This is a genomic window from Treponema sp. R6D11 (assembly GCF_054786075.1).
The window spans coordinates 1-660 of the sequence record NZ_BDHD01000647.1 but is presented as its reverse complement, the minus strand read 5'-3'; the positions used below and the strand labels follow the sequence as shown (position 1 = coordinate 660).

The 660-nt window shown below is 40.5% G+C and carries 1 pseudogene; it reads right to left on the bottom strand.

The features are described from left to right. A pseudogene (locus ACYVTD_RS15260) lies at positions 1-660 on the bottom strand (DNA topoisomerase IV subunit B); the annotation flags it as partial.

Here is a 660-nt window from a genome sequence, read left to right as displayed (position 1 = left end):
CTTTTAACACTTTGATTTTTCTCGCATATTCATTTATTACTTTTGTCAAGGAAGCTTTAAAACCAGTTTCATGTGTTCCGCCCTCTGCCGTATGAATGTTATTCGCAAACGAAACTATATTATCACTAAATCCATCGTTATATTGCATCGCAATCTCAGCTGTAACCTCACCTTGCTCAGAAGTAACATAGATCACTTCTTCATGCAACGCTTCTTTATTACGATTTAGATATTCAACAAAAGATTTAATACCACCCTCATAACAAAGCGTTGTGGTCTTATCTTCTGCCTCGGTAATCTCTGCTGTTCCAACGCGATTATCAGTTAAAATTATTTTAAGACCCGCGTTTAGGAACGCCTGCTCACGAAGGCGAGTTAAGAGAATATCATAGTCGAACTCTAATTCTTCAAACACCTCTCCGTCGGGCTTAAAAGTAACCGTTGTTCCCTTCTTATCCGTTGTACCAATGATCGAAACTTGCCCTGCAGCAACGCCTCTTTCATATCTTTGCTTATGTATGCTTTTGCCGTCATAAACATTAACCTCTGTCCATTCAGATAGCGCATTAACTACGCTGGCGCCAACACCGTGTAGTCCGCCAGAAACCTTATATCCTGATTCTTCACCACCAAATTTTCCGCCAGCGTGAAGAACAGTAA